This window comes from Streptococcus sp. DFI.7.26, from assembly GCF_022240605.1.
Lineage (GTDB): Bacteria > Bacillota > Bacilli > Lactobacillales > Streptococcaceae > Streptococcus > Streptococcus xiaochunlingii.
In genome coordinates, this window is record NZ_JAKOGN010000060.1 from 1 (window position 1) to 297 (window position 297).

The following is a 297-nucleotide window of genomic DNA, read 5'->3' on the forward strand; positions in this document are numbered from 1 at the left end:
GCGCGAGTACATCGTATTCGGCCTTTTTAGTTTGATAATCCTCTTCCTTTGGAAAATTTTTCTCAATTTCTATCTTAGCAGTAGTCCATTTATCCTTTAATTCATCCAATAAGTTCTGAGTTTTCACTTGGTCATCTTTAATGTGGTCTATCGTATGTTGGAGTCTTTGAATTGTCCCCAAAGGAGAATACAAATCTAAACTGACAGAATACCGATTTTCTCCTACAATCTTAACAGAGAAAGTTTCAGGAAGAGGTTGATTTGTTGGAAGACTAAGCATTTTAATGTCAAATCCTC

Annotated in this window: 1 pseudogene; it reads right to left on the reverse strand. The window is 35.4% G+C overall.

Going from position 1 to position 297, the window contains the following annotated elements:
• Positions 1 to 297, reverse strand: a pseudogene (locus tag L0M85_RS09920) (helicase SNF2); the annotation flags it as partial.